This window comes from Bacillus bruguierae (assembly GCF_037104725.1).
Taxonomy (GTDB): Bacteria; Bacillota; Bacilli; order Bacillales; family Bacillaceae_G; genus Bacillus_A; species Bacillus_A bruguierae.
Genome location: NZ_JBAWSX010000002.1, coordinates 406152 through 430354 on the forward strand (window position 1 = coordinate 406152; position 24203 = coordinate 430354).

At 34.9% G+C, this 24203-nt stretch carries 21 protein-coding genes and 1 pseudogene; 17 read left to right on the forward strand and 5 right to left on the reverse strand.

Annotated features, from left to right (window positions below; all coding sequences use genetic code 11):
* Positions 1-62 precede the first annotated feature (62 nt).
* Positions 63-623, reverse strand: a pseudogene (locus WAZ07_RS06260) (CobW family GTP-binding protein); the annotation flags it as partial.
* A 208-nt stretch (positions 624-831) separates the two neighbouring features.
* Here WAZ07_RS06260 and WAZ07_RS06265 point away from each other — a divergent pair.
* Positions 832-1395, forward strand: a complete 564-nt coding sequence (locus WAZ07_RS06265; protein ID WP_336471737.1) for a GNAT family N-acetyltransferase — start codon at positions 832-834, stop codon at positions 1393-1395.
* Between the two features lie 571 nt (positions 1396-1966).
* On the opposite strand, the gene WAZ07_RS06270 is transcribed toward WAZ07_RS06265, so the two are convergent.
* A complete protein-coding gene (locus tag WAZ07_RS06270; RefSeq protein WP_336471738.1) occupies positions 1967-3946 on the reverse strand; it encodes an IucA/IucC family protein in 1980 nt (659 codons plus the stop codon).
* 130 nt (positions 3947-4076) lie between these two features.
* On the opposite strand from WAZ07_RS06270, the gene WAZ07_RS06275 reads away from it, so the two are divergent.
* The 8 genes from WAZ07_RS06275 (at position 4077) to WAZ07_RS06310 (ending at position 13176) form a co-directional block, all read left to right on the forward strand.
* On the forward strand, positions 4077-5270 hold the full coding sequence (locus tag WAZ07_RS06275; protein WP_336471739.1) for an MFS transporter: 1194 nt from the start codon (positions 4077-4079) through the stop codon (positions 5268-5270).
* Positions 5251-7074: an IucA/IucC family protein gene (locus tag WAZ07_RS06280; RefSeq protein ID WP_336471740.1), complete on the forward strand. Its 1824-nt coding sequence runs from the start codon at positions 5251-5253 to the stop codon at positions 7072-7074. The genes WAZ07_RS06275 and WAZ07_RS06280 overlap by 20 nt, the downstream gene beginning before the upstream one ends.
* Positions 7075-7249: 175 nt before the next feature.
* Positions 7250-8347, forward strand: a complete 1098-nt coding sequence (locus tag WAZ07_RS06285; protein WP_336471741.1) for an alanine/ornithine racemase family PLP-dependent enzyme — start codon at positions 7250-7252, stop codon at positions 8345-8347.
* 158 nt (positions 8348-8505) lie between these two features.
* Positions 8506-9468 (forward strand): ABC transporter substrate-binding protein, encoded by a 963-nt coding sequence (locus WAZ07_RS06290; protein ID WP_336471742.1) that lies wholly within the window; start codon positions 8506-8508, stop codon positions 9466-9468.
* Positions 9469-9481: 13 nt separating this feature from the next.
* Positions 9482-10513: a FecCD family ABC transporter permease gene (locus WAZ07_RS06295; RefSeq protein WP_336471743.1), complete on the forward strand. Its 1032-nt coding sequence runs from the start codon at positions 9482-9484 to the stop codon at positions 10511-10513.
* Entirely contained in the window at positions 10510-11487 is a 978-nt protein-coding gene (locus tag WAZ07_RS06300; protein WP_336471744.1) for a FecCD family ABC transporter permease, read from the forward strand. The genes WAZ07_RS06295 and WAZ07_RS06300 overlap by 4 nt, the downstream gene beginning before the upstream one ends.
* A 103-nt stretch (positions 11488-11590) precedes the next feature.
* Positions 11591-12412, forward strand: a complete 822-nt coding sequence (locus tag WAZ07_RS06305; protein WP_336471745.1) for an ABC transporter ATP-binding protein — start codon at positions 11591-11593, stop codon at positions 12410-12412.
* Between the two features lie 257 nt (positions 12413-12669).
* Positions 12670-13176: a DinB family protein gene (locus tag WAZ07_RS06310; protein WP_336471746.1), complete on the forward strand. Its 507-nt coding sequence runs from the start codon at positions 12670-12672 to the stop codon at positions 13174-13176.
* Positions 13177-13374: 198 nt separating this feature from the next.
* Here WAZ07_RS06310 and WAZ07_RS06315 read toward each other — a convergent pair whose 3' ends face one another.
* Both WAZ07_RS06315 and WAZ07_RS06320 read right to left on the reverse strand, forming a co-directional pair.
* The gene (locus tag WAZ07_RS06315; protein WP_090912263.1) at positions 13375-13683 is read right to left on the reverse strand and encodes a carboxymuconolactone decarboxylase family protein; all 309 of its coding nucleotides are present in this window, start codon (positions 13681-13683) and stop codon (positions 13375-13377) included.
* Positions 13676-14095 (reverse strand): tautomerase family protein, encoded by a 420-nt coding sequence (locus WAZ07_RS06320; protein WP_336471747.1) that lies wholly within the window; start codon positions 14093-14095, stop codon positions 13676-13678. The genes WAZ07_RS06315 and WAZ07_RS06320 overlap by 8 nt, the downstream gene beginning before the upstream one ends.
* A gap of 109 nt (positions 14096-14204) precedes the next feature.
* Here WAZ07_RS06320 and WAZ07_RS06325 point away from each other — a divergent pair, with 109 nt between their 5' ends.
* The 3 genes from WAZ07_RS06325 (at position 14205) to fumC (ending at position 18414) form a co-directional block, all read left to right on the forward strand.
* On the forward strand, positions 14205-15080 hold the full coding sequence (locus WAZ07_RS06325; RefSeq protein WP_336471748.1) for a LysR family transcriptional regulator: 876 nt from the start codon (positions 14205-14207) through the stop codon (positions 15078-15080).
* Between the two features lie 343 nt (positions 15081-15423).
* Positions 15424-16827, forward strand: coding sequence for a Na+/H+ antiporter NhaC (gene nhaC / locus WAZ07_RS06330; RefSeq protein WP_336471749.1), 1404 nt, complete (start codon positions 15424-15426; stop codon positions 16825-16827).
* Between the two features lie 198 nt (positions 16828-17025).
* Positions 17026-18414: a class II fumarate hydratase gene (gene fumC, locus WAZ07_RS06335; RefSeq protein ID WP_336471750.1), complete on the forward strand. Its 1389-nt coding sequence runs from the start codon at positions 17026-17028 to the stop codon at positions 18412-18414.
* A gap of 544 nt (positions 18415-18958) precedes the next feature.
* On the opposite strand, the gene WAZ07_RS06340 is transcribed toward fumC, so the two are convergent.
* Positions 18959-19201, reverse strand: a complete 243-nt coding sequence (locus WAZ07_RS06340; RefSeq protein ID WP_336471821.1) for a hypothetical protein — start codon at positions 19199-19201, stop codon at positions 18959-18961.
* A 330-nt stretch (positions 19202-19531) separates the two neighbouring features.
* Between WAZ07_RS06340 and WAZ07_RS06345 the strand changes: the two genes are divergently transcribed.
* The 5 genes from WAZ07_RS06345 (at position 19532) to WAZ07_RS06365 (ending at position 24106) form a co-directional block, all read left to right on the forward strand.
* Entirely contained in the window at positions 19532-20809 is a 1278-nt protein-coding gene (locus WAZ07_RS06345; RefSeq protein WP_336471751.1) for a right-handed parallel beta-helix repeat-containing protein, read from the forward strand.
* Complete coding sequence (locus tag WAZ07_RS06350; RefSeq protein WP_090912249.1) at positions 20806-21324, forward strand: nitrous oxide reductase accessory protein NosL; 519 nt, start codon at positions 20806-20808, stop codon at positions 21322-21324. Before WAZ07_RS06345 ends, WAZ07_RS06350 begins: the two co-directional genes overlap by 4 nt.
* Positions 21325-21510: 186 nt before the next feature.
* On the forward strand, positions 21511-22323 hold the full coding sequence (locus WAZ07_RS06355) for an ABC transporter permease (RefSeq protein ID WP_336471822.1): 813 nt from the start codon (positions 21511-21513) through the stop codon (positions 22321-22323).
* On the forward strand, positions 22320-23018 hold the full coding sequence (locus tag WAZ07_RS06360; RefSeq protein WP_336471752.1) for an ABC transporter ATP-binding protein: 699 nt from the start codon (positions 22320-22322) through the stop codon (positions 23016-23018). The genes WAZ07_RS06355 and WAZ07_RS06360 overlap by 4 nt, the downstream gene beginning before the upstream one ends.
* Positions 23019-23341: 323 nt before the next feature.
* Complete coding sequence (locus WAZ07_RS06365) at positions 23342-24106, forward strand: DUF2087 domain-containing protein (RefSeq protein ID WP_336471753.1); 765 nt, start codon at positions 23342-23344, stop codon at positions 24104-24106.
* Positions 24107-24203: the final 97 nt, after the last annotated feature.

The following is a 24203-nucleotide window of genomic DNA, read 5'->3' on the forward strand; positions in this document are numbered from 1 at the left end:
ATAAAGAAAGCTGTATTTATGAACTCCCCTTTCTCAGCGTTGTGCGGAGAAAGGGGAGTTTTTTAATAAGCAGTCGTAAATGAAGGGATAGGGTCATGGAATATGTCCCACTCTTCATACATTTCTTGTTCAGTTAATAAACAGTGGTCTAAAGATTGTGCTATTTCTTCTTTGTTCATGTCAATACGGATAAAGACTAATTCTGTAATTTGGTCCCTGTATGTGTCATCCCAGTGGTTTAAAATGTCAGGCTCTTCTGCGATGAGTTGCTGTTGTTCTTCTTTTGAAGTAGCTGCAACTCATTCACCAGCTCCTTGGATGCCAGCCTGAGAGAGAAGCCCGATGATATTATTGCGAGAAGCAAGCCAAAAGAAACCTTTTGCTCTTACAATGTCAAGTGGCCAGTTTTCAAGCCATTTCAACAATCTTTCCGGGTGGAACGGACGTTTTCGGTGGTATACAAATGATGAAATATTATACTCGTCTGTCTCAGGTGTATGTTCACTATTTAATTCTTTTATCCACCCAGCAGCTTGACTTGCTTTTTCATAGTTAAATAGATTTGTATTTAAAATGGTTTGTAATGGTACTTGCGAATAAGTTGCTTTAATTTTTTTCTTATTGAACTAACGGTATAGGTTACTTGAAATGATTTACAGGATATTTCTGGAATGGTAAACTTAAGTAACCTGTAATAATGGATTGCAAAGTGTGATGCTTTCTTTATTTAGGATTACATATAGTGGGGGTAGCTGCCAATAACATATACCTATTTTAAAATTTGTTTTTGCCTATTTAAAATGGCGTACAAATTATGATAGGAGTGTAATAATGATTGAATTAAATACTGAAAGATTAAGACTAATTCCTCTGAGTGCAGAAAATCTGAAATTACTAATTGATAATCCAAAGAAAATGGAACTAAGGTTATCTTTAAGTGAATCAAATAAATTTCTTAGCCTAGAGCTTAAACAAGCTATGGAAACAAGGCTTTCAAAGCTGTTAGTTGATGAGGAAAATTATATATGGTATACCAATTGGTTAATTGTGTCGAAAGATAAAAACTGTAATGTTGGGGGAATCATGTTAAAAGGTCTTCCAAATGAAAATGGTGAAGTAGTAATTGGTTACTATACTCTTCCTGAATATCAAGGAAACGGCTATATGACGGAAACAATTAATACTATGAAAAAATGGTTGTTAAATCAGACGGGTGTTATGTACGTTATTGCTGATACTGATAAAGATAATATTCCATCGCACCGGGTATTAGAAAAATTAGGGGCGGAAATGTATAAAGAAACAGATGAATTATATTTTTGGAGATTTGTCCGAAATAAGTTCCCCGAAAAAATAACTAAGAGTCATCATTTTATAGTAATGGCTATTAGTTAAGGCATCAGTACAATGTTGATCAATAGAATGACAAAATTTTGTTCAATTAACGAGTGCTTCAGTTGAACAAAAAATAATTGAATTTTTTATAAAAGAGTAATACATTAGAATATTTTAAGAGCCTGTTTTGATTAAACTTTTTTCAAAACAGGTTTTTTCTTTTTGTTCGTTTATTAAAGTTATTAGCATTGATTTGTACAAACATGATTCCAAAGCAACAGCAAGCATAAATTTACAATCACAACATAATGGAGGAGATTGCATGGTATTTCCACTTGTAAAAATAAATAAAGTAGAAAAATAGAAACCGTATGCATATGAAAAATTAAAATCATAAAGAAAAAGATGAGCCCGAAACTGAGCTCATCTTAATTTATGGCTCATCTTCACAACTGGTTTTACAATTTATCCATATAAATCGCTGCTATGCAGAATAAAACATGACCTGCACTTGCTTCCTCCCTTTGTTTAAACCTCGCATGTGGCAGGAAAGAGCCCTGACCGCTTCTATGCACGGCCAGATGCTCTCGTCTTCTTCTAAAAGAAAAGGGGGGTATGTCATTTATATATTTCAATTACATAATGGATTTTTAACTTTTACATAAAAATAAGCATGAGCTTCTCCCATCATACGCATAAGAGTTAAAGCTTTATAATCTACTTTACCCGCAAAAAAGACAGCATAGTCAGATAGTACACACTCTTTGTAGTTAGGATCTTCTTGTAAATCTACAAAAATATTGTGTAAGACTCGTTTTACTATATTCCATAGCATTTGTTCATCTAATTCATAGACCTGACTTATATGTAAAAATAACTCGCCAAAGTGATTTTGCATGACAGAGTAAAACACTTTATTCCGCATACTTTTCTCATCATCTACTAGAATTCTTGATTTATGATGAAACATGTTCAGATCAAACCCTGCGTTTTGTAAGCGGTTGCGGTGAACGCGAATACCTTCCCAATCACGTACGAGTAGCCGGTCCGGTGTACCATCTTTTTTAAAGACAGGAACTGTGTTTTGGAGGTGACCTTCTAAACCGATGCCGTATTTAACCATGAGCGGAATAAAACCAGTAAGAGCATTCGTTACATATTTCTCTATAAATTGAACAATCGCATCTTGTAATGATAGGTCATGGCTCTCTTTGTATCGCTCAATTAGTTCTACTATGACTGGTTTATTTGTACCGTGCACAGAAGCGACAAGGGCAGAACCGACAATAGCCCATTCATCATGATTCACATAAGCATGAATATTGTCACGAATGACGCAAGCGAGATTTTCACTTCGTAATGTTTGTATTTCTTCGTCTACGTCATTCGGATGAAGAAAATGAGCACCAGCTCGCTCCATAATTGGAACAAAGCGATTTTCATCAATCATTGTATCTTGCGTAACAATTTGTTTTAAAATGTTGCTCATAATTGGTCCGTTATGAATCGTTTGTTCTGATAATGTTCGTACTTCCCCAGTTAAATGAATATTTGTTGTTAGTTTATAATGTGGTCTAATCGTATCATATTGTGCAGGAAATATAGTACGAAATGACATGCCGGCTAAATATTTCGCTTTATAATCTAACAAAATAATTATTTGTTTTTCAAGTTCAACACTGTAAATTTCACGTAACGTATGAGTAGCTTGCCATGGATGAATTGGTAATAGTATATAGTCGTCTATCTTATCACCAAGTTTCAGTTCGGCTTCTACTTGAAGTGCAGGTTCGAAAGAGCATAATACTGCATTCCAGTTTTGTTCTTCCATAAAAGCTGAGCTTATGTAATTTTTGTGTACAGCTACAAAGCAGAGTGGAATGGTATTTTTAAACTCTGCTGAATAAGCCAATGTTTCTTCCGGGCTTAAACCCTTTCTCATTTTGGTACCAGGATGACAAGGGTGCCCTTCAATAACGAGTTGTTCAAAAAAGGCATAGGAATCTCGTGCCTGAGAAGCAGCTTGTAGCGTTGAAGTATTCTCATTTTGTTCATGAAATGTATAAGCAAGAGCTAAATTAGCAGCACTATTTGTAACATCGTCTTCAAACATACGAAAATAGGAAGGAGGTCCTTGCCAATCTTCTTGCATTAGCAATGTCAATACTTCATTCGGATGCGTAATTTCTTTTTCTTTAGATGGTGATATAAGAATATACGGTCCACTTATAACTGGTCGTTCAAAAGCATATATGTGTCGAATAGGTATAAGCAGGTATGCGTTTTGCTTCTTGAAATATAGTCCTTGTATCATTGAAAACTCGTTAAATTGATGAGTATGAGTATTTATATAATCTAGTAAATAGTCTGGGCAACGCTGCTTTGAAAATGAAGCAAACATCCCTTTTTGTTTGCGAAACAAAATCCCAGTCTCAGTCATGTTACATATATTTTCACGTATGAAGGAAGATAGTAATCGTTCAAGTATACCAGCTCGTCCTTTTGGAATCATTTGTTGATAGGCTTCATGTAGTGGTGCGTGATGTTGTTGTAAAAAAGAAAGCAAGTTTTGTTCCTCTAATTCTAATTTTTGAATTGTATTGAGTTGCATAGAAACCACCTTTCTCAAATTTTTCTATCTTTACAGATAAAAAAGAATATTTTATATTATTTTATAGGGATAATGATAATCAATATCAATTATAAAGAGTGCATGTGAAAATGCAACAAAAAATTTCGGGGTGGTTTTTATTCGCAAACTATTTTTTAGTAGTTCATTTTTCTTATTTATGGGGAATTGGCTTGGAATGACTGCAATCAATTGGTACGTCTATGACTTGTATCATAGTGCCACATATTTAGGATGGATCAACTTTGTACGGCTGATTCCTATTGCATTGTTTAGTGTATATGCAGGGAAGCTTTGTGATTTGTATCCACGTATTAAGTTAATGAAGTCCTATTCATTTTGGGGATTAGTGGTTACAACAGTACTTGCTATTTATGTTGTGTTTATTACTCCTTCTTTTTTTATTTTTCTTCTTTTCTCATTTGTGAGAGGAATAATTAGTGCATTAGAAACACCAAATCGAAATACGATTCTTTCAGATATTGATACGAACCAGCAAATTAGTAAATTGATATCTATGAATTCATTTGTGATGAATGTTTGCCGCTCAACAGGGCCAGCTGTTGCTGGTTTTTTGATTGCAGGAGGACATATTGAGCTGACATTTATGATGCAGGCAGTTTGTTCACTTATTGCATTCATTCTCGTATTACCGATGAAAGATCGAACGATGAAAAAACGAAAAGAAAAGAAAAAAGCAAGCTGGGAACAAATTGTTCAATATTTTTCTCATGATACTATGGGAAGAAATATTTTTATGGCATCGATGATTACAATGGCTTTTGGCTTTTCGTATACGTCTGTATTGCCTGTACTTGTTTCTCATCAATTTACAGGAAAAGCGGAAGTGTTCGGCATTGCGATGTCTGCGGCAGCAATTGGGGCAATTATAGCAACGATTATTCTTCCTAGAATACTAGAGTATATTTCAGAAATTAAGATTTATTACATGAGTTTACTTTTGTTTTCCATTAGTATAGCGCTTCTTGTTATTAGTAATACGTTTACGTTTTTTATACTATTATTCTCTATCGGCCTTTTTGGACAGTTGTTACGCTCTAGTAACCGTGTCTATTTTCAAAATAATGTTCGTGAAGAAGAACGAGGCCTCATGCTTAGTGTTGTATTAATGGACCGAGGAATGATTCCGCTCGGTTCGATTGTAGTAAGTTATGCAATTGAATATGTGGGTATTTCCGAAACATTTGTGATGATGGGGATTTTATGTATTATTCCATTTGTATTTCAATATATAAAAGTGAAAAAACAAAACAGGAAGGTGAAGAATGTTGTCCATTCAAAGTAAACAATTCAATCGAGTACAAGCAGAATATCGTATTTTAAATCGTTTTTGTAATGCGTTAATTCGTGAAAAAAATTTATTAGAAAGTTGTGCTGTGCTAAAGCATGAGCATGGTATTGAAATTATAGATTGTATGAACGAAGCGGAATTATTACTAGAGGTGCAACAAGAGGGAGCATTTGAACGATACGAATTTGCGTTTCCACTTCGTTTTAAAGTAAGAGGACATGTTAGGTGGATTGGTTCATTACAATCGTTTTTTGAGGAAGTAGCACCATTCTTTCAGCTTCATGTTTCAGATGCTTTGCAAAATGAATTACAGAACAGCGTTGAGAACTTGGAAATGGCCTATGAGGCATGGGAGCAAAAACAAGAATGGGTAAAACAACAGCTTGAAACAAACATGATGTTTTTTGCGAAATACAAACCAAATAATCTATATCAATTTTTCGAAGAATTAAAAAGATGTACGTCATTTGATGAATTATTATATACAGAGTCATTAGTAATTGAAGGACATCCACTACACCCTTCAACAAAGACGAAACTTGGTTTATCGAAAGAAGAAGTAAAGCGCTATGCACCTGAATTTGAACAGATTGTTCCGCTATATGTATTACTTGTTCATAAAGATGCAATAACAGTTACAGGAGATGGTTTTGAAAAAACATTATTATATGAAGTTCTGCCAGACTTATATGAAACAGCATATGAAACATTAACAAATCAAAGAAAACAAATGGGGGATTATTATCCATTTCTTGTTCATCCGTGGCAATATGAACATGTACTAATCAAAGAGTATGAGAAGGATTTGGAGGAAGGACGTATTATTCCAATTCCTTATCAACTTTCGTCCCGGGCGACGCTTTCATTTCGAACGATGAATCTACTAGAATTGCCATACCATGTAAAGCTTCCAGTACGCGCGCAAGCTACGAGTGCGGTCAGAACGGTATCACCAGAAATAACGATAAACGGACCCATTCTTTCTTCACTGTTTGATACGATTTACGCAAATGAGAAAGAGTTATCGCAGTCAGTAGTTGTTGTTCGTGAACGAGTTGGGGCTACTTTTACGAAAAATGATGATGTTCATTTAGGCCGAAATCTCGCATTTATTTTACGAGAAAGCCCAAATGTTTATAGGAAAGAAGGAGAATTACTATGGGTTGGAGCTAGTTTAACCGCAAGTAATCCATTAAAAGAAGATGAACCCGTTATTGTAGATATAATGCGCGCATATTTTGAAACAGAAACGATTGGAAAAAAAGAGGTATTTCATTATGTTGCTCATTATACTGAAAAAGTTATGATTCCTTTACTACAGCTAGTTTTACGATATGGAATTGCTTTAGAAGGACATATGCAAAACTCTATTATTGTTACAAAGGGAGGAGAAATTCAACGTATTTTTGTGCGTGATTTAGGAGGCGTGCGAATTCATAAGCAGACATTAGGAAAGGTAGTAGATATTGCGAATCTGAAAGAAGCAGTTGTATTTACAGATGATAGAAATGAAGTTTATAACAAGTTTATTCATTCCGTATTGCAAAATCACTTTGGAGATGTGTTATTTACGTTAGCTCGTGCGATAGACGACGTACAGGAAAAAGAATTATGGAGAATCGTTGCTGCGATTGTGAAAGAGTATATGGTAGATGCAACAGAGGAGCAAAAAGCAGCTATATTCGCAGCTCAAATTGAAACAAAAGCATTGTTCTCAATGAGAATACAAGATCAAGCAAAATCTTATTTGTATACAAAGTTTCATAATCCGCTTTGTGCGTATATAAATACAAATTGAAAACCACTTTTTAGGTAGGTGAGAGCATCTGGCCGTGCAGAGAAGCGGTCAGGGCCTTTTCCTGCCACATGCAAGGATTAAAGCAGCAAGTAGCGGTCATGTTTTGTTCTACATAGCAGAGCTAGACAAAGGTGTTGGAAAATTAAAATGTATTTATGTAGTAGGAGGAATGAACATGCTGCCTATTATGAAAGTAAATCTTTCAAAATTGAAGCATAATGCCATGATGATGAAGCAGTTATGTGAGCGCTCAAATATGATATGTTTTCCAGTGACAAAAGGGGTCGGCGCTGTGAAAGAGGTAATTGAAACGCTTCAAGAGGCAAAGTATACAAGGTTTGCTGATTCTAGATTACAGCATCTTCATCACATTCGTTCTATTGTCGGAAAAGAAGCTGAGCTCTTATTGATTCGTACGCCAGCTTTGTCGGAAGTAGAAGAAACGGTTCTTTGTGCGGATATTAGTTTGAATTCTGAACTATGTATTATAGAAGCATTAGGAAGAGCGGCGAGAACATATGGAAAAATACATCGTGTAATTTTAATGGTTGATTTAGGTGATCTTCGCGAAGGAATGATGTCGCATCAAGTGGTAGAAGCAGCACAAAGAGTATCGAATATACCTGGAATTGCACTCGATGGTATTGGAGCAAATTTCACTTGCTTTAGCGGTGTGATTCCAACTGAGAGTTCTTTGCAAGAATTAACACAATTAGCAAAGTTAGTAGAGAAAAAAATAGGAACACAGCTTCGGCTTATTTCAGGAGGTAATTCAAGTTCGTTACCACTTATTATGCAAAAAAAACATATTGGACGTGTCAACTCTTTACGGATTGGAGAAGCCATTTTTCTAGGAAAAGAAACAGCATATGGGAAACGTATTCCTTTTATGTACCAAGATGTATTTTCAATTGAAGCAGAAATCATTGAAATAAAAAGAAAGCCGTCTATGCCAAGGGGAGTCATTGGAAGAAATGCGTTTGGTCAAGTTCCGTCTTTTGAAGATAAAGGAGAGCGACTACGAGCAATTGTTGCAATAGGAAGACAGGATCTTGATATTAGCGGTTTACGAGCTTCTGATAAGAATATTGAAATTCTTGGTGGAAGTAGTGATCATTTAATTGTTGATATAACGGATAGTACACTGCATAGCATAGGGGATATAATGACATTTATTCCGGCGTATAGTGCATTGCAAAGCGGTATGGTTTCTTCACTTGTACGAAAACAATATGTGTATGATGAGGTGCTTCAAAAATCGCTTATTTTATAAAGTGAAACTTCCATCAGTAGGGGCTACTGCTTGTGAATTGAGTGTATGAATTTTTCCAAAAAATATTTTTTTTGGAAAAATAATAGACAATTTCTAAAATTATGCTATCATATTAACTGAAATTGATTATCAATATTGTTGGTATGGGGGACTACATAATGAACAGGAAAAAAATAAGTACTTTACTTGTAGCTATGTCATTAGCGGTGGGAGCGCTTGCTGGTTGCAGTGGAGGAGCAAAAGAAACGGCCAAAAAAGAAGATAAAGCAGAAGCAAACAGTCAAGCAGGATCAGTGAAAATTAAACATGAGTGGGGAGAAACAGAGTTAAAAGAAACACCAAAAAATATTGTAACTCTTGACTTTTCATTTATTGATACATTAGTAGATTTAGGTGTTACACCAGTTGCAAATGCTGGAGTAGGGAAAACGAAAATTCCAGAATATTTACAAGATAAAGCATCAAAAGTTAAAGATGTTGGGGAGAGAAAAGCACCAAACTTAGAAGTTATTTCGTCTGTGAAACCAGATTTAATTATTGCAAGTAAAGATCGCCACAATATGATTCAAAAAGAATTAAAAGATATTGCTCCAACGATTGCATTTGATGACAATAGTTATGAAGAAGTAATGAAAAATATGGATACCATTGCTAAAGCAGTTGGAAAAGAAGAACAAGCGAAAAAGATTCGTACAGATTTACAAGATAAAATTTCAAAAGCAAAAGAGAAAGTAAAAGGAAATCCAACAGTACTGGTTATTGGTGCTTTTGATGATGAGTTTTCAGTATGGATTAAAGATTCATTTATTGGTTCGTTAATGACGGATGTTGGTGTGAAGTATGCATATGAAGGTAAAAAAGAAAAAACAGAAGGTAAAGCAGAAATTGCAAAAATTACGATGGAACGTCTAAATGAAATCAATCCAGACTATATCTTCTTATATGGAGAAAATGTAGAGAAGTTTAAAAATAATCCACTATACAATAACTTAAAAGCAGTAAAAGAAAAGCATGTAATTGATGTTGATCGTAATCTTTGGGCACGTGGGCGCGGACCAATTGCAGCAAATAAAATTTTAGATGAGGCACTTCCAGCATTAACAGGTCAGTCTTCTAAATAAGGAGTTGGAGACTTTGTATCATACACAAACTAGAAGCAGACGGGCGTTAAACCCGTATGCTTCTTCTACTTTGCAATTTATTTTCTTTTTTCTATTATTAGTAATGGTGGGAGCTTTCTCCGCATTATTTCGTGTAAAAGGATTATCATTTCATAACATATCAGAAGTATTTGCAACGGATACAAAAAATTTAATTTACTATACAGTTTGGCAAGTACGTATACCACGTGTAGTGTTAGGAGCTTTACTTGGCGCGGCATTAGCTGTTGCTGGGTGTCTTTTACAAGGAATTACACGAAATCCGTTATCTGATCCAGAAAATATGGGAATAAATCAAGGGGCTTCTTGTTTTGTTGTTATTGCCCTTTTAGTATTTGGGGAGAAGGATACGAGTTTCGTTATTTTACTAGCAGCTTTTCTCGGGGCCGCAGCAGGAGGAAGCGTTATTTATTCATTAGCATTTCGCGGCGAATATACACCTTCACGTCTTGTGCTTGCTGGTATTGCAGTGAGTCTATTCCTTGGATCATTAACGACAGGAGCAATTTTGTTATACGAAACACAACTAACAGAGATATTATATTGGATGGCCGGAAAGTTATCAGGGGCAAACTGGCAAGATATAAAAATGATGTTAGTATCAGCAGTTCCTGTTATAATTCTTGTTTTTTCTCTAGCAAATCAATTGAATATTTTATCACTTGGTGAGGAGACAGCGCGTGGACTTGGTGTAAATGTTCTTCGTATTCGGAGAGTATTTGCGTTTTTAATTGTTCTTCTTGTCGGTAGTGCAGTTGCGGTAGCTGGACCGATTGGTTTTATCGGACTGATAGTTCCGCATATTGCAAGAAAATTAGTTGGTCAAGATTATCGAATCATTTTACCATTTTCTGCATTGCTCGGCGCTAATCTTCTTGTCATCGCAGATTTTGCAGCGCAATGGGTGTCTTATCCAGCAGATACACCTGTTGGCGTTATAACAGCACTTTTAGGTACACCGTTCTTCATTTATTTAATGAGAAGGAAGAGAGGTGCTGTTAAATGAAGAAGTTTGGCCGGTTTACTATTGTTATAATAGTAGGTCTTATATTGCTAATTGCACTTTCTTTACTAAGTTTGCGGCTTGGCGCGGTACCAACGCCATTTGCTGAGATTATAGAAGGACTGATGACAGGAGAAGGTGTTGTCTTAAAATATCGTTTACCACGTCTTATCATAGCGATTTTAGTTGGAATTAACATGGCGTTATCAGGATCCATTTTACAAAGTGTTACAAGAAATCCACTTGCAGCACCTGATATTATTGGAGTTTCTGCTGGTGGAGGATTAGCGGCTGTTATTATGCTCCTTATGTTTCCGAGTGTGCCGGCAATTATGCTTCCAGTTGCTGCATTTGCTGGGGCAATGATTGCAAGTTTGCTTGTGTATGTATTATCGTATCAAAAAGGAGGAGTAAAACCGGAACGTCTTGCACTATGCGGCGTTGCGATTTCTACGGGTTTACAGGCTCTTATTACATTTATTATTGTGAAATTTGCAGTTGATTCCTCACAAGCACTTGTGTGGCTAAAGGGGAGTTTATATGCAAGATCTTGGGAACATGTTGACATGCTATGGCCGTGGACGATCATTGGAGCGGTCATTACATTTGCAAGTTATAAGCAAATTAATCTTTTATTATTAAATGAAGAAACAGTAAAAGGTTTAGGCATGCGTATTAATGCTGTTCGTCTTGTTCTGATCGGTGTGGCCGTTGCCTTAGCTGCAAGTTCAGTAGCAGTAGCAGGGACAATTAGTTTTGTAGGGCTTGTTATCCCGCATGCGGCGCGTCTGCTTATTGGTTCAGACAGTAGATTGTTCTTGCCAATTTCAGCGTTACTTGGTGCATTACTCGTTACGGGTGCAGATATGGTGGGGAGAATTATAATTCCGCCAATTGAAATACCAGCTGGTATTATAACAGCACTTATTGGCGCACCGTATTTTATATATTTACTCGTGATTAGAAAAGGAACATAGTCTCCTATAAAGTGAAACTTCCATCAGTGGAGAGTTTTTTTCATCTCCCACTGATGGTTAGCCCGCGAATAGCGGGACAAATAACAAATAAGGAGTGAACAAGATGACAAGTTTACATACGGAACAGTTGGAGCTTACGTACGGAAATCAAACCATTATTAATCATCTTGATTTACATATTCCAGAAGGAAAAATTACGGCACTAGTTGGCCGAAATGGATGCGGGAAGTCAACGATTTTAAAATCGCTAGCACGATTGCTGCAACCAACTAAAGGTCACGTATATTTAGATGGTAAAGCGATTCATATGATGCCAACAAAAGAAGTATCAAAGAAACTGGCAATTTTACCACAATCACCGACGGCACCCGAAGGATTAACAGTAGAAGGTCTCGTTTGGCATGGTCGTTATCCGCACCAACGCTTACTGGGAAAGCGAACGGAGAAAGACCATGAAATGGTAAACTGGGCGCTTGAAGTAACGGGAATGCATCAATTTACAGATCGTACATTAGATGAACTTTCAGGTGGACAGCGTCAGCGTGTTTGGATTGCGATGGCACTTGCGCAAGATACAGAGTTATTATTACTAGATGAACCGACAACGTATTTAGATATGGCCCACCAGTTAGAAATATTAGAGTTATTGAGAAAGTTAAATGAAGAAGAAAATCGAACGGTTGTTATGGTTGTACATGATTTAAATCATGCGGCTAAATATGCGCATCACATTGTTGCGATTAAAGATGGAGATAAAGTAATGGAAGGAGCACCAAGTGATATTTTAAATGATGAATTGTTTGAAACAGTGTTTGGTGTGAAAGCACGTGTTGTGTATGATCCAGTTGCGATGACGTACATGTGTACACCGTATGCGTTACTCTCAGAGAAAAAAGAACAGCAAAAAGAAAGAATTGTTGGATAAAAAAACTGTTGAGAAAAGATTCTCAGCAGTTTTTTTATTGGGAATTTTATCTCGTTCTTTGCGGGCAGTAAAATCCCATTTAAGAATGAGAGAGAAGTGAAGAAGATGTGCACATAATAAAGTCATTTCATTTTATTTTTAGGTTGTTTTCTCAAAGATTGTTGTTTTGTAATTAAAAACAAAAAAGAACATATGTTTGTTGTGTGTGAGTTTTATGTTATGATTATATTAACTTAATTTAGAAAAGAGGGATTAATTTGAGTGAGGTAAAAAGTATAATTCGTCATTTTAATCATTATTCATCTTGGCTAATCACTTTAGAAGAAGTCGATGAAACTTTATGGTTTAAACCGATAGCCGATGGTAAATGGTCTGTAAGTGAGATAATAGCACATATTATGAATTGGGATAATTATCTATTAACAGAAATCCTCCCATCTGTACAAAATGAAAAGGGAATGGAGTTTCCCGATTTTGGTATACATAATCAAAAGGCATCAAACTACGCAAAATCAGGCATATCACAATCAAAACTTCTTGAAGAAGCAAAAGATACAAGGGAACTACTTGTAAAAGAACTTAATGAACTGCCAATCGAAAAGCTAAAAAAGCCATTAACTGCAAACGGTGTAACTCATTGTCCACATACAGGAACGCCTTATTCACTTATATATATTGTTAAGGAATTTACAGACCACGATAACCACCACCAAAGACAAATTATACAATTCCTAAGGGAAAACAGCCTATTTTTAAAAATATAAAGGTGTAGCTTTATAATCAGGTTTGATTTAAAGTGTTTCTCAAAACTGGATGATACAACCAAATAAAAAGAAGCCATTTTGAAAAAGCTTAGTCAAAATGGTTTTCATTTTTGAAATTAGATTTTTGGTTTTATAAAAAAGTTGATTATTTCTTTGGCTGTTAATATAGATGCCTTAAGAAATACTATATTGTTATTTTTAACTCAGTATTTTATTTATCGCTGTAGTTGCTTTGGGCCATCCAACATAAAAAGCCATATGTGTTATCAAAGCAATAATCTCCTTTTCGTTAATTCCATTCTTTTTAGCTAATTGTAGATGAAATGGTAGTTGTTCAGTATTGCCAATACTAATTAGAGCGGAAAGGGTAATTAAACTTCTTTCTTTTGATGTTAATGTTGGATCTCTCCATACTTTTTCAAATAATATATTTTCACCGTAATCAACAAAATCAGGAGCAATATCTCGCATTTCCTTTGGTATATTGGATTCGATACGATCATTCACTATTTTTTTCCTCCTTCATAGTAACCATTTGTGCTATTCCTTGACCAAATGACCAGTTTTCAGCAGATGTCTCGTTTAATGTAATAAAAACATCAGTTGTAGAGATGTTTAAATGATTATAAAAAGCTTCCGCGATGGATTGATACAAATCTCTTTTTTGATTTATTGTTCTTCCTGGTCCACATGTAATAGAAACGTGTAGTATTTTATCTGTTCTCTTTTGCTCTCCTTCTAAGAGATAATACGGGTCGTAAAAAAACTGATTAGATTGGTAAGGTAAAAACATGTGAAAGTAATCATTTTTGGGAATTTTAAAATGTTCAATTAATGAATGATGAATACAATTGCTCACCTTTTTTAACTCTTCTTTATTCAATTGCCCTTCTGGATAATAAACATTAACAAACGGCATATTTTCACTTCCTTCCTGACAACTTTATTGTACTTCTGGAATGTTGATTTGTATAATTGAAAATAAATAATATTATTATCAATAAAATCGATAGAGATTAGGTGTAAAATTGGAAATAAAAGAGTTAAATACATTTAAAAAGATTATTGAAGAAGGAACTTTTTCACTTGCAGCTAAAAAATTAAACTATGCTCAATCAACGGTAACAACACATATAAAAAAATTAGAAAATGAGCTTGGCTTTCTTTTATTTGAACGAGGGTGGGATGCTCGATTAACAGATGAAGGTGTATTATTTGCTGAGGAAGTAGATAACTTATTAATGCATTGGGATTATTCTGTATCTCAAGCGCAGCGCATAAGTAATGAAGAGAAGGGGGATTTAAGAATAGGATTATTGGAATCAGTTGCAGAAAAATTAATTCCACCTATATTAAAATATTTAAACGATAAGAAACCATACATACATTGTGATTTTGTCGTGGGAAATACAGCGCTTTTATCACAAATGATCGATCAAAATAAGATTGATTTTGCCGTTTGTGGAAACAACAAAAATATTTCCAATGTAAATTTTACTCCACTTTGCAAAGAACAAATCGAATTTATAGTAAGTAATCCAAATCATCCAGTATTATCAAAAGAATTAGTTGAAATATCTGATATTATTAATTATCCCATTTTGGTTGGAGAGAATAGTTGTTATTATTATCAATCTGTGAATGCTTTTTTATCAGAGAACAATTTATCTTTTAAAAGAGTCTATAATTGTAGTGCCCTGCATCTTATTCCACAAATGGTTTTTGGGGATGCGATAGGTATAATCCCTAAGGGAACTATTTTAAAACAAAATTCAATATCATTTAAGGTTGAGGGATTTGATCCTAAAATGCCTATAGGATTAGTAATTTCTTCTAAAAAAAGAAACTATTTAAGCCAAACAAAACAGCAACTTATGAAATTGATTGAATCGATGTTGTTATAAATAACGTTTTCGATTACTTATTATCTAAGTTGATTTGATTAAATACATCATACAAATCTTTAAAAGTTGAGAATACAAAAAGAAGCTATTTTTATCAATTTTAAAATAGCTTTTTTTTTTATGACTCGGATTGAATATGATGAGATATGAAAAAATAATGTAATTTTTAAAAATTAGCATTGCGAAATACAGGTTGTACTTTTAAAATAAAAAGGTCGTGTATTTATTATACTAAAAAAACAAATCGGAATAATGTGAATATTTATGTTTTATCTAGTTATGTTTATGTAAAAATAACTAAACGACATGCATCATGTTATTGCTTCATAAGGAGAGAAGAAATTTGAAAAGTGTAAGATTACCATCGATGATCGAAATCATCATTCTTTTGTTGTTATTTTTAGGCGTTGTCTTTTCATTTCAGACAATTTTTGATTTACCGATTCAGCTTGCGTTATTTATTTCATGGTTTCTTGTCATTGCGCTTGGATTAAGACTTGGGTTTCGTTATCAAGAATTACAAGATGCAATTACAAAAGGAATTTCGAATGGACTTGAAGCAATTTTAATATTAGTAGCGGTTGGTTCTCTTATTGGAACTTGGATTGCTGGTGGTGTTGTGCCAACACTTATTTATTATGGTTTAGAATTTATTCACCCAAGTATCTTTCTATTAGCGACATTAATTATTTGTTCGATTACATCTATCGCAACAGGTACTTCTTGGGGGACGGTAGGTACAGCTGGTATTGCCATGATGGCAATCGGGGAAGGACTTGGATTACCACTTCCTCTTGTAGCTGGTGCAGTTCTATCTGGTGCATATTTTGGAGATAAATTATCACCATTATCTGATAGCACCGTACTTGCAGCTTCTATGGCGAAAGTAGATGTTATTGCGCACGTTCGTGCTATGTTGTATTTAGATATTCCAGCTTATATTATTACCGGTATTATGTTTACAGTTGCCGGCTGGATATATGGCGGGAAAAATGTAGATTTAGAAAAAGTAGATTTCCTAAAGGCATCTTTACTAAAACAATTTGATATTCACATTTGGATGCTCGTTCCAGCGGTCGTTGTCATTATACTGTTAGCGATGAAACGTCCATCTATGCCTACAATTGCAATGGGTGCTCTTCTTGGTGCCATCTGGGCAGCTGTGTTCCAAGGCATGCCTTTTGGAGAAGCGATTGGCACAGCTTACAAAGGATTTTCTATTGATTCTGGTATCGATTTCATTGATAAGTTATTAAATCGCGGCGGAATTGAAGGAATGCTCAGCTCAGTTGCTGTTATTATTTTCGGACTTGGTTTTGGTGGTTTACTAGAAAAGCTTGGCGTTTTGAAAGTTATTGTTTCGAAGTTTGAGAAAAAATTAACATCTGCAGGTAATGTAACACTTTCGACTTTAATTGTTGCATTTTTAGCAAACGTATTTGGCTGCGCCATGTATGTATCATTAATTTTAACGCCAAAAATTATGGAAGAAAGCTACGATAAATTAAAATTAGATCGCCGCATTTTAGCTCGTAACTCAGAAGTCGGTGGAACGCTCACATCAGGAATGGTTCCATGGTCTGATAACGGTATTTTTATGGCGGGTATTCTAGGCGTTTCGACGTTATCTTATCTGCCATTTATGTGGCTGAGCTTTGTATCATTAGCGCTTGCTGTTATTTACGGATATACAGGTAAATTTATTTGGTATGTAAATGATGTAGAGAAAGAAAAGCAAGTATCATAGTATGAAAAAATCATCCTTTCGCTTATAGCGGGGATGATTTTTTGTTTTTATGGGCTAATTTAATATCTTTGTGCAGTAATTTATATTATCAAAATCATCATTCAATAGATGACTTTCATTTTTAGTGGTAATATTTATTATTTTTAGTGTTTTCAGTAAAATGAAAGAGAAGGTATTTAATTCTAAGGGGATGAAAATATGGAGTACAGAATTGAAAGAGATACATTAGGAGAAATGAAAGTTCCAGCTGATAAATTATGGGCAGCACAAACGCAGCGTAGTAAGGAGAACTTTCCAATTGGAACAGAGTGTATGCCGCTTGAAATTGTTCGGGCATTTGCAATTTTAAAGAAAAGTGCAGCGATTAGTAATCAAAAGTTAGGGAAGCTAGCAGACGAAAAGGCAAATGCAATTGTAGAGGCAGTTGATGAAATTTTATCGGGAAAATGGGATGAGCATTTTCCGCTTGTTGTTTGGCAGACAGGAAGTGGTACACAATCTAATATGAATGTGAATGAAGTGATTGCTAACCGTGGAAATCAAATTTTAAGAGAAAAAGAGCTTGATCTACATATTCATCCAAACGATGATGTAAATATGTCTCAAAGCTCAAATGATACATTTCCAACAGCACTTCATATTGCGTGCGTGATAGCTGTAGAAGAGCAAGTATTACCAGCAGTAGAAAAATTAAAAGGCACGTTAAAAGAAAAAGTAAACGAGTTCTCTCATATAATTAAAATTGGTCGTACTCATTTGCAGGATGCAACGCCGTTAACGTTAGGTCAAGAAGTGAGTGGCTGGCATCGTATGCTTGAAAAGACAGAGCGGATGATTATAGAAAGTAGTACATATATGAAAGAGCTTGCAATTGGTGGTACTGCGGTTGGAACAGGGATTAATGCCCACCCAAAATTCGGTGATATGGTTGCAGAAGAAATTAGTAATTTCACAGGAAAACATTTTGTATCAGCACTAAATAAATTTCATGCGTTAACAAGTCATGACGAAGTTGTTTATACGCACGGGGCATTAAAAGCGTTAGCAGCGGATGTAATGAAAATTGCAAACGATGTCCGCTGGCTTGCAAGCGGACCGCGTAGCGGCCTTGGGGAAATTACGATTCCAGTCAATGAGCCAGGGAGCTCTATTATGCCAGGAAAAGTAAATCCAACGCAAAGTGAAGCTTTAACGATGGTTGCAGCACAGGTCATGGGAAATGATGCAACAATCGGCTTTGCGGCAAGTCAAGGAAACTTTGAGTTAAATGTCTTTAAGCCAGTCATTGCTTATAATTTCTTACAATCTGCTAGATTATTAGCAGATGCGCTTGTTTCATTTAATGATAAATGTGCAGTAGGTATTGAAGCAAATGAAGAAATTACCAGACAGCACTTAAATAACTCGTTAATGCTTGTAACAGCGTTAAATCCGCACATCGGTTATGAAAATGCAGCAAACATTGCCAAGCATGCACATAAAGAGGGATTAACACTAAAAGAAGCGGCACTGCAATCAGGTTTGTTAACAGAAGAACAATTTGATGAAATTGTAGATCCGAAGAAAATGATTGAGCCGAAGGAATGAAATACTTTATAAAAGGTAGGGTTCTCAAGTGAGGATCCTATTCTTTTAGTTTATCCCGCTATTTTTGGGCAGTAATACTCCCACCTCAAAATTCAGCGAAAGCATTGTCCAGCTCCAGTGGCTAGAATGTTCGGTGGGAGATAAACGGCTGGCATGCGCCCGATTGGTGAGGATTGATTAAAGTTTCACTTTATAAAGGGATTATATATATGAATCAGTTTCATAATTGTTTCTTTTCCTGAGTTGGATTGGCAGAATTTTAGAAGTATGTTTTTTGAAAATACTAAGCGGTTTTTCCATCATGTAAGTAGTTTAGAAAAGATAAAATGAAATTTCCATTAGTATGGATCTTACTGCCCACGAATAGCGGAATAAAAAAATCTCCGTTATAAACGGAGATTAGAAGGAAAGAAAGAATAAAGTTGTATTTTGAATCTATTACTAATTTGGGGGCAATATAAGATTATATTTTCCTTAAGTTTTAAATAAATAATGAAACAACTTTTTGATGCATTTTATTAATCTCTGCAAGCAATTCGTGTTTTTAATAGACGCGAAAAAACAAACCAGTAAGTTCAGAGTTAACACTAAAATCATCATTTAACGTGATAGAGAAACAAGCAGTTAAAGGTAACGTAATTACGACAGATCCATCTGCTTTTACTTCGATTGTAGGACTTGTCCCACATGCATCAGCACAATCCACAACTACTTCAGTTTCACTACCTGGTGTAATGGTAATTGTAAGACATATATCAAAACAAACATTCTCTTTTGTACAAGCCATCATTTTCCCTCCTTTAATAGAATTCACTGATAGATTATGTAATAAAGAGAGAAAATGTACCTTATAATTCATATATTAAGTTTAAAATGGGGTATATACTCTATATTTTCTCTTGAAAAATGTTGTTATTATTTATGGCTTATATTCTTTATTAACAACATTTGCTCTTATTTTTCTTTCTATATATAGAATCCACTTATCGATTTAACTAAGTTGCACTTTATAGTGAAAAAATATTATTTTCCAAATCATACAAAATTACTTCACAAATTCCACACAATTGTTTGTTATCCTTCATATAGGTCGACTTGATTTAGAGGAGATTGCCATATGAAAATAACTCGAGTTTTTTTTCTCTTTTGTATAATTTTTTTAAGTTTTTCATTCCATACTTATGCACAGGATACGTTACAATCTCAAATTAACGCTGCTCCTGAATATGGAATTGTAAAAATACCGAGTGGTGTCTATAACGAGATACTCGTTCTTTCAAAGCCTGTTACTTTAGAAGGGACAGGGGAAGTCACTGTTCGTTCTTGTAGTAAAGAACCTGTTATTACGGTAAAAGGACAATCTATCACCCTGAAGCATATAAAGGTAGAACAATGCAGCAGTAGAGCAGACACGGAGGCTATTCGTGTTACTGGTAAGAATCATAGGTTGAATAATCTTCAAATCTACACAAAGCAGTTCGGGATTAAATTTAATGAGACAAATGATACGGTTGTAGAAGGTGGTTTTATTAAAGGGAATTCGAAAGGAAACGGAATCGACTTATGGGAATCAAATAACAATATGATTCAAGGAGTCGAGATTGATAGAGTAAGAGATGGCATTTATATTGAAAATAGCCATTTTAATCGAATAACTCGCAATGCTATCGGAAATTCTCGTTATGGCATACATATTATGTTTTCTAATCACATAACCGTACAGGATAACAAGTCTCACAACAATATTACAGGTGCCATGGTGATGGGAACAAAAGAGACAAAAATTAAAAGGAACGAGTTAACTTTCAATAATCGTAATGTTAATGCACAGGGTTTATTGCTGTATGATGCAGAGAAAACAGAAGCGATTGGCAATCGAATTTCTTATAATCGTGTTGGAATGTATGTGGAAAATGCAAATAACAACCGTATTTCAGATAATAAAGTAAATGGGAATTTTATTGGCATGCAATTTAAAAATGCTAATGAAAATAATGTGTCTGACAATGTCTTTATTGGAAATGTAAATGAGTCTCAAGCGATAAACAGCACTGAAAACAAAATTATACATAATTATTGGGACGCATCCTTGAAACTGGATACAAAGGGAAATGGTATTAGCAGCATTCCGCACAGAGCAGATCCATTTTTTCTAACACTAACAAATGAAGTCCCCGAATATCAGTTGTTTTTCCAAGCACCTGGTATGCTTGTACTCCAAGCATTGTTAAAAAGTCCTGAAAATCAAGTTTTAACTGATTATGAACCTAGGATGACAATTAGAGGGGAAAAGGAAGAAAACAATTCTTCATTTAAGATGCAAATCGGAATAATCAGTATGAGTATGTTAGCAATAAGTATTACTTTATTTAAAATTGGGAGGAAAAGAAGATGAAATGGAAAGGTTTGTTTATTACAATAGTTGCAGCTCTTTTATTGACAGTAGTTGGCTGCGGGAAAAAGGAAGTTAAGCCAGTATCAATTGACGAGAAAACTGATAAATGTGCCAACTGTAATATGGCTGTGACGAACGATCAGTTTGGAACAGAAGTAATTCTTGAAAACGGTAAATCATTAAAATTTGATGATCTTGGTTGTATGTACAAATGGATGAATAAAAACAAGAACGAAAAGTTGCAGGCAAAATTTGTACGTGATTACAATACAAAAGAGTGGGTTGAAGTAGAGAAAGCGACTTATGTTTATGACAAAGATATTAAAACACCGATGGCTTATAATGTGATTTCTTTCAAAGATAAAAAAGATGCAGAAAGCTTTGTCTCTAAAAATAAAGGTGAAGTGTTAGAAGCAAAAGATTTGGAAAAGCATGAATGGAAAAAGAACATGGATATGATGATGAAAATAAAAGAAGAGAATGCAAAGAAAAAGGATATGAATCATTCTCATTAATAAAAAAGGACAACCGTTCCGGTTGTCCTTTTTTATCCTGCAATAAGAGGGAGTTAGCCCCACTTTAAGATTGAGAGAGAAGAAAATAGGTGGGGGCTAACTGCTGGCATGCGCCCGATTGGTTCAATTAACCATCAGTGGGAGACTCCACTGATGGAAGTTTCACATTATGGAAAGAGGGATATTATGTGGCACATTTGGCAATCTGAGTGGCGAATCACGATAAGACAACGTTCATCTTATACATTTGTCATTCTTTGGACGAGCGTTTTGTCTTTACTATTTTTATTGGAGCGAAATACACCTACTATAACAGGATACACAAATATGACAGGTACAATGGTGAATTTAGTGCTGTATATTATACCGTTATTTATGCTTATTATCAGTTCTTTTTCTATTGCAAATGAAATGGAAAACGGACAGTGGCGGTTATTAAGTACGTATCCCATTTCTAGTGTTGCTTATGTAATGGGAAAAGCATTCGGGCAATTTACAGCGCAGCTCATTATTTTTACACTTAGTTATGGTATAAGTCTTATAATTGGTCTCATTAGTGGAAGTGCATTATCTATTAAATGGGTGCTAGCTCTTTATATATTCTCAATAGTATTAATGCTTTTCTTTCTAATAATCGGTTTCGTGGTAGGTTCTTTTGTCGTAACAAGATGGCAGGCGCTAACAATATCTGTTGGGGTTTGGTTTTTCTTAATTATGATTTGGCCTACTGCACTTATTGCTGTTCTTAGCTTTGTTCCGTATCCAATGATTGCTGTGTTCCTAAAAGTAGCTTTGTTTGTTAATCCTGCTGAACTGCTTCGCATCGTATTTGTTGTTCAATTAGGTGGTGGTGCAATATTTGGACAAGCATACGATACTCTTATTACTTTCTTACAATCTGAGGCGGCGTGGGGAGTTCTCATTTTATATACACTGATATATATGGCTTTTGGCTTTACTCTCTCTGCATGGAAGTTAGAAAGGAGAAAAATGCAATGACACTTTTACAAGTTACAGAGGTTTCAAAAGAATATAAGACAAAACAAGCACTTTCTCACTTTTCACTTCAAGTAGATGCGGGAACTTGTATCGTACTATGCGGCGGAAACGGTGCAGGAAAAAGTACACTTCTTCATATATTGGCAGGTATTTTAAAACCGACAGCAGGTACAATTGTATTAAACGGTATTGCTCTCCATGAAAACAGGAATGCATACGTGTCGCAAATTGGATATATGCCAGATGACTTCCATGCGCAGGAAATGATGACTGTGCACGAATTTCTTTCTTTTTATGGTGTGTTACGAAAGGTAAGTCAAAAACAAATACAAGAGATTTTAGAAAAAATCGGTCTGATTGAAAAGAGGAATGAACTTGTAAAACATTTATCGAAGGGAATGCGGCAACGCTTAGTATTTGGACAAGCGTTGTTAGGGAAACCGAAACTATTATTATTAGATGAACCGACAAATGGTTTGGATCCATTTTGGGTCAATGCATTCGTCGAGGTTTTACAGGACATCAAGAAGAATGGGACAATTGTTATTTTTTCCACACATATGATGGACGTGGCGGCGGAGATAGGGGATTGTATTTTGTTTATGAAAGATGGAATCGTGGCAAAGCGTATTGAACATAAAGGGAGTAAAGAGGAGAAAACACTGCATCTATTACAATTGCACCGGCAGGGATGAAATCGAAAAAATAAAAGTTTAATAGTGATAATGAACAATAGGACTAGTATGGTAGCTAGTCCTATTTGTTGTATGTAAGCAAAAGTTGTAGTTGCTTCTTCAGTTACTGGGGAGAATAAGACCACATTGATAGAAATGTTGTTTTATTGAAAGGCATAAAATTCCCTTTTGATTTTTATGAAACATAAACATTATTTAATTTTGTTTGAAGATAGGCAAACGATATGTTGGAATGTTTGTTTTTGTTATGATATTATAAATAAAAATAAACTAAATCATAATTTGTTTGTTTTTAAAATAAACTTTTTAGGGGATTGTTTAGCATGAATGATATTTCAGAATGGTTTTGGAATGCCACGGTTGATGAATTGAAAAAAGGATATGTATTTGAGAAAGACACTGAAGAATACGTTTGTTTAGCTTGCGGAGAAAAATTTATGAAAGGTATTATTTATCAAGAACAGAACGTTTTTTATGAAGCGGAGAAATTTACACAGCTTCATATCGCAAACGAACATATTTCTATGTTCGACTATTTATTAGGGTTAGATAAGAAGTTAACAGGTTTAACAGATTTACAGAAGAAGATGATACAGTTCTTTCATATGGGTTTAAACGATAAAGAAATTGTGAAGGAAATGGACGGTGGAAGCACTTCAACTATTCGGAACCATCGTTTTACATTAAGGGAGAAGATGAAACAAGCAAAAGTGTTTCTTGCGCTTATGGAACTGTCAGAAGAAAAAGCAACGAATCAACCTAAAATTCTCCCTATTCATCGTACAGCTACGATGGTTGACCAGCGGTATGACATTACAGAAGCAGAGAGTGAAGAAGTTTTAAAATTGCATTTTACAGAAGGATTAGACGGACCGCTCTCTAAATTTCCGAAGAAACAAAAGCGAAAGCTCATTATTTTGAAACATTTAGTCACAAAGTTTGATAGTAATCAAAAATATACAGAAAAAGAAGTTAATGAGATTTTAGAAAATGTATACCCTGATTATGTCACGTTAAGAAGGTATTTAATTGAATATGGTTTCCTCGATAGAACAGCAGATGGAGATCAGTACTGGGTGAAATTATAGAGAATAATATAAATGCAAATTTAAAAATCAATATAAAAACCCTGTTTTTTTTAGGTGGGCGAGAGCATCTGGTCGTGAATAGAAGCGGTCAGGGCCT

What these genes read in the sequence shown, in the direction of transcription:
- WAZ07_RS06265 (WP_336471737.1), top strand. Translation starts at nt 832, where the DNA reads ATGATTGAATTAAATACTGAAAGATTAAGACTAATTCCTCTGAGTGCA.
- WAZ07_RS06270 (WP_336471738.1), bottom strand. Translation starts at nt 3,946, where the DNA reads ATGCAACTCAATACAATTCAAAAATTAGAATTAGAGGAACAAAACTTG.
- WAZ07_RS06280 (WP_336471740.1), top strand. Translation starts at nt 5,251, where the DNA reads ATGTTGTCCATTCAAAGTAAACAATTCAATCGAGTACAAGCAGAATAT.
- WAZ07_RS06285 (WP_336471741.1), top strand. Translation starts at nt 7,250, where the DNA reads ATGCTGCCTATTATGAAAGTAAATCTTTCAAAATTGAAGCATAATGCC.
- WAZ07_RS06290 (WP_336471742.1), top strand. Translation starts at nt 8,506, where the DNA reads ATGAACAGGAAAAAAATAAGTACTTTACTTGTAGCTATGTCATTAGCG.
- WAZ07_RS06300 (WP_336471744.1), top strand. Translation starts at nt 10,510, where the DNA reads ATGAAGAAGTTTGGCCGGTTTACTATTGTTATAATAGTAGGTCTTATA.
- WAZ07_RS06305 (WP_336471745.1), top strand. Translation starts at nt 11,591, where the DNA reads ATGACAAGTTTACATACGGAACAGTTGGAGCTTACGTACGGAAATCAA.
- WAZ07_RS06320 (WP_336471747.1), bottom strand. Translation starts at nt 14,095, where the DNA reads ATGCCGTTTGTTAATGTTTATTATCCAGAAGGGCAATTGAATAAAGAA.
- fumC (WP_336471750.1), top strand. Translation starts at nt 17,026, where the DNA reads ATGGAGTACAGAATTGAAAGAGATACATTAGGAGAAATGAAAGTTCCA.
- WAZ07_RS06340 (WP_336471821.1), bottom strand. Translation starts at nt 19,201, where the DNA reads ATGGCTTGTACAAAAGAGAATGTTTGTTTTGATATATGTCTTACAATT.
- WAZ07_RS06345 (WP_336471751.1), top strand. Translation starts at nt 19,532, where the DNA reads ATGAAAATAACTCGAGTTTTTTTTCTCTTTTGTATAATTTTTTTAAGT.
- WAZ07_RS06350 (WP_090912249.1), top strand. Translation starts at nt 20,806, where the DNA reads ATGAAATGGAAAGGTTTGTTTATTACAATAGTTGCAGCTCTTTTATTG.
- WAZ07_RS06355 (WP_336471822.1), top strand. Translation starts at nt 21,511, where the DNA reads ATGTGGCACATTTGGCAATCTGAGTGGCGAATCACGATAAGACAACGT.
- WAZ07_RS06360 (WP_336471752.1), top strand. Translation starts at nt 22,320, where the DNA reads ATGACACTTTTACAAGTTACAGAGGTTTCAAAAGAATATAAGACAAAA.
- WAZ07_RS06365 (WP_336471753.1), top strand. Translation starts at nt 23,342, where the DNA reads ATGAATGATATTTCAGAATGGTTTTGGAATGCCACGGTTGATGAATTG.